Origin of the sequence: Kordia sp., assembly GCF_045105435.1 — a bacterium.
GTDB lineage: Bacteria > Bacteroidota > Bacteroidia > Flavobacteriales > Flavobacteriaceae > Kordia.
This window is the reverse complement of sequence record NZ_JBGCDL010000127.1, coordinates 1-3,600: the sequence shown is the minus strand read 5'-3', so window position 1 is coordinate 3,600 and position 3,600 is coordinate 1. Positions and strand designations below refer to the sequence as shown.

The window sequence follows — 3,600 nt, the reverse complement described above, 5'->3', positions numbered from 1 at the left end:
TGTATCGCTTTTCGGCTTCTTTCTTTTCAAGAATAAACTTCAGTTTACGCTTTTGAAAGAAAACAAATAATATAATAACGGTTATTAACAAAATAAGCAACACCATAGATGTTGCTGCAACAAGCATTTGTATTTCTTGATCACTCATAAGATTTCTTCAAATAATATCATTTTTAAGGAAATGTCTTCAAATTTGACTCTGTATTAATAATTTCCCTCTTTTTTTTATGTAAGAACACTAAAGTAACAACTACTAATATTCCTACAATAAAAATCGTTGAAGCGCAAATAAAAGCCAATGTACGTATTTCGTCTGCTTCCATATCTAAAATACTTCTAGGTTATTTTTACTTCTCGATTTATAAAATCCAATTGCAAAACATAAATACATAATAATATTCAAGATAAATGTTACAATTCCTAAAACACTCTGACCACCAATTAAAAACAGTTTTACTGATATCATGAAAGGCATAAAAGTTCCATAAAAAAGTAAAACACCTAAACTAAACCAGAAATAGATAGAATCAGTTATATTTAAAATGGTTTCTTTATTGAAAGACTCTATAAAGTAGAAACTTATTGCCACCAGGACAAAAAGAACTCCTAAAATAAATGTGTAAATTTGGTTAGCTACTAGTATGTTTTCCCAAATAAAACAATTACACAGTGCAAATAATAGATATATTATCATACAGAGCAGCAATATGCTTTTTCTCCGTTGAGAATTGAGAATTAGTTGATACCACCATAAGAAGAAAGTAAGTTGAACTATTGTAAATACATTGTATACAACGAAATTTACATGATTAAACAACCTATAAAAAACTGAGCCAAAAAACTCTGTGGCTACAGCAAATAATATACAAAAAATAAAATATTTGGCTTTAGACTTTGAATAATTCTTGTAATTGTATAATCCATAAATTAAAACAACTAAAGCCAAATATTTTGAAAGGAATCTTATATCTCCCATTTAATTTAAAATGTTATTCTCCAAAATCGTTTTTTGGAGGATTTCCGTTATCACCATAGTTCATTGCGGAAATAGTGATGACATCTGTACTACTGTTTGCATCACTAGATTTTCCTCCTTCACTCATTCCTAAGCCTGCTTTGGTTGGACACATAAATAACGTGTTTCTTCCTGCAATCGACTCATCTTCTGTTTCTGGATACACTCCGAAATAAAATCGGATACCATTAACATTAATTTTTTGCTGTAAAGCTTGTTCTTTCACATAATTAATATAGCCTTCTAAATCCTCAAGAGAATACCAGCTAGAACAACTGAAATGATCTTCATCTTCTACTCCAAAGCCTTCTTTTTGTTTGTCTTTGTAGCATAAATTTAATGCAGCTGCTTGCTCATTATTAATAAGTTTGTCTTTAGGGGTTTTGTAGTCACTCATACTTCTAATATTAGTTGATTAGTGCCACCAAGTTATTTATAAAGAATTACAATAAAAAATTTGCACGAAGATGTAAATTCACACTTAGAACTTAAAAAACTGATAACTAGAATTTTAAGCGAAAAACAGGCTTGAAAACTCAGGATTTTTCCTTTACTAAAGGGGAAAAACCCCTTTTATTAAAGGCTCTTTCCTCTTGTACACTATTTTTTTACAACTTAAATTCGCTACACAATAAAACAACTATTTACCATAAATGACTTCCCTAGACAGAAATATGAATGCTTCACGCATTATTATTCAATCACATATTGATAAAGCTTTTACTGAAAAGTTTATTCAATGGAACGACGGTTTAAACTATACTGAGTTTATCCGTGCATTGTGGCGCTTGTTTTTATACCATGACGGTTTTAAGGAAGGAACGCAAGATATTTTAGGCAAATTGAGCGAAGAAGATGCCATGCAATTACTTTCCGATGAAATCGATATTACAAAATTGAAAGCTTCTTAAATTGTATGTGATCGTTGGCTTGTTTTTGCGCTAGTACGTTGATACTTTTATGATCTAATTGTAAAATTCTCGGATAACCGCCTGTCGTTTGGCAATCTTTCATCAATACAATCAACTTTCCCGAAGGCGTTAACTGAATTGTGCCAGGCAAAACCGCCGAAGTAATAATCGATGGACATTTATTTTCAATTATTTCATTGAGTTGATACGCCATTCTGTTATTCAATCCTACTGAAAATGTGATATTGAATAGTTTTTCTTGTTGTTTTTTTGATAAGAAATCGAATTCTGGACCTATGTAAACGCATATTTCATTACTATTGAAGAGTTTTTGCTGAAATCCTACTTTTGTATGCGAAGTATCTTTTTCTACAAATGAAGTGTACGGAATCAAATCTCCTTTGGAAACGCTGGCTTTTTGTGTGATTCCTTCATAGAAACTTCTACTCTTCAATATTTTTTCTGTCTGAAAACCATCTTTTACGGCTAGATACGTTCGAACACCAAATTTTCGTGCGCCAAAGTCAAGTTGGTCACCTTCTGATACATTTACGACCAAATTTGCTCTTAAAAGTGCTCCATTTAGCTTTGGAGACAAATTGGCACCGCAAATTGCAATTTGTGTGTTGTTATGAAATTTCACACTTGCGCCATGTAAAGTCATTTCTAAAACCGCAGCATTTTCATCATTTCCTAAAATACTATTTGCCAATTTTGCATGAAATTCGTCCATAACTCCTGAAACTGGAACGCCGTAATTTCGATACTGAAATCTTCCTAAATCTTGAATCGAAGAATACAATCCGCTATGTAAAATCTCTAACATATTTCGGTCGATTTTAAAGTGTAATTCCGGTTGGAAATTGCTGTTGAAATTGTATGATATTCTTCTAAAGAAATAGAAACAAATTTTATAAAATCACCCGCTTTTGCAAAACATGGTTTTTCACTAGAAACATCAAAAAAATTGAGTGGAGAATTTCCTAAAATTTGCCAGCCACCAGGACTTGATTTTGGGTAGATTCCTGTTTGTATTCCGCCAATTCCGACAGCACCTTTTTTCACTTCTAATCGCGGTGTTGATTTTCTATCAATATGCAGACGTTTATCAAGTCCGCCTAAATATAAAAAGCCAGGTAAAAAACCGATAGCGAATACTTGATATTTTGGACTTGTGTGTAACGTGATAATTTCAGCAATAGATAGCTCGTTTTTTTGTGCAATTTCTTCCAAGTCAATTCCGAATGAAGCATCATAACACACAGGAACTTCCCAACAGAAACGCGTAGAACTCTGAAATTTGCCTGAAATTGACGAAAATAGTCGTTCCAACAAATGTTGGAGTGTTTTACAATCCATTTTTAAATTATCATAAATTACTAACAATGAATTATTTGATTGAATTACATCAAGTAATACTTTAATATTAAAATTTATGATTTTCTGATGATATTCCAACACAGCATCTAGCACTTTTGAAGTCATTTCAGCTTCCCAAGTTAGCAACAATCCGTTAGTACCATAAGGTTTGTAGTTAGGAAATTTAGCGTGTTCAACTTCGCTTTCAGCATTAAAATGTGTGTGTAATTGTTGTACAATTTCAATTGCAGATACCGTATCAGAATGCACACAAAATGTATCTGATTTCAAGATACGTTTTTGTTTTGAAATTGT

Annotated in this window: 4 protein-coding genes; 1 reads left to right on the top strand and 3 read right to left on the bottom strand. The window is 31.9% G+C overall.

Annotated features, from left to right (window positions below):
• Nucleotides 1-989: 989 nt before the first annotated feature.
• Nucleotides 990-1,412 (bottom strand): hypothetical protein, encoded by a 423-nt coding sequence (locus tag AB8B65_RS06550; RefSeq protein ID WP_405300067.1) that lies wholly within the window; start codon nucleotides 1,410-1,412, stop codon nucleotides 990-992.
• Between the two features lie 256 nt (nucleotides 1,413-1,668).
• On the opposite strand from AB8B65_RS06550, the gene AB8B65_RS06545 reads away from it, so the two are divergent.
• The gene (locus AB8B65_RS06545; RefSeq protein WP_405300066.1) at nucleotides 1,669-1,926 is read left to right on the top strand and encodes a hypothetical protein; all 258 of its coding nucleotides are present in this window, start codon (nucleotides 1,669-1,671) and stop codon (nucleotides 1,924-1,926) included.
• On the opposite strand, the gene AB8B65_RS06540 is transcribed toward AB8B65_RS06545, so the two are convergent.
• The gene (locus AB8B65_RS06540) at nucleotides 1,904-2,752 is read right to left on the bottom strand and encodes a biotin-dependent carboxyltransferase family protein (RefSeq protein WP_405300065.1); all 849 of its coding nucleotides are present in this window, start codon (nucleotides 2,750-2,752) and stop codon (nucleotides 1,904-1,906) included. The two genes, AB8B65_RS06545 and AB8B65_RS06540, sit on opposite strands and share 23 nt — an antisense overlap.
• On the bottom strand, nucleotides 2,746-3,600 hold an 855-nt coding region (gene pxpB / locus AB8B65_RS06535), incomplete at its 5' end, for a 5-oxoprolinase subunit PxpB (protein ID WP_405300064.1). The genes AB8B65_RS06540 and pxpB, both read right to left, overlap by 7 nt.

Coding starts and splice junctions, on each gene's coding strand:
- AB8B65_RS06550 (WP_405300067.1), bottom strand. CDS start 1,412: ATGAGTGACTACAAAACCCCTAAAGACAAACTTATTAATAATGAGCAA.
- AB8B65_RS06545 (WP_405300066.1), top strand. CDS start 1,669: ATGACTTCCCTAGACAGAAATATGAATGCTTCACGCATTATTATTCAA.
- AB8B65_RS06540 (WP_405300065.1), bottom strand. CDS start 2,752: ATGTTAGAGATTTTACATAGCGGATTGTATTCTTCGATTCAAGATTTA.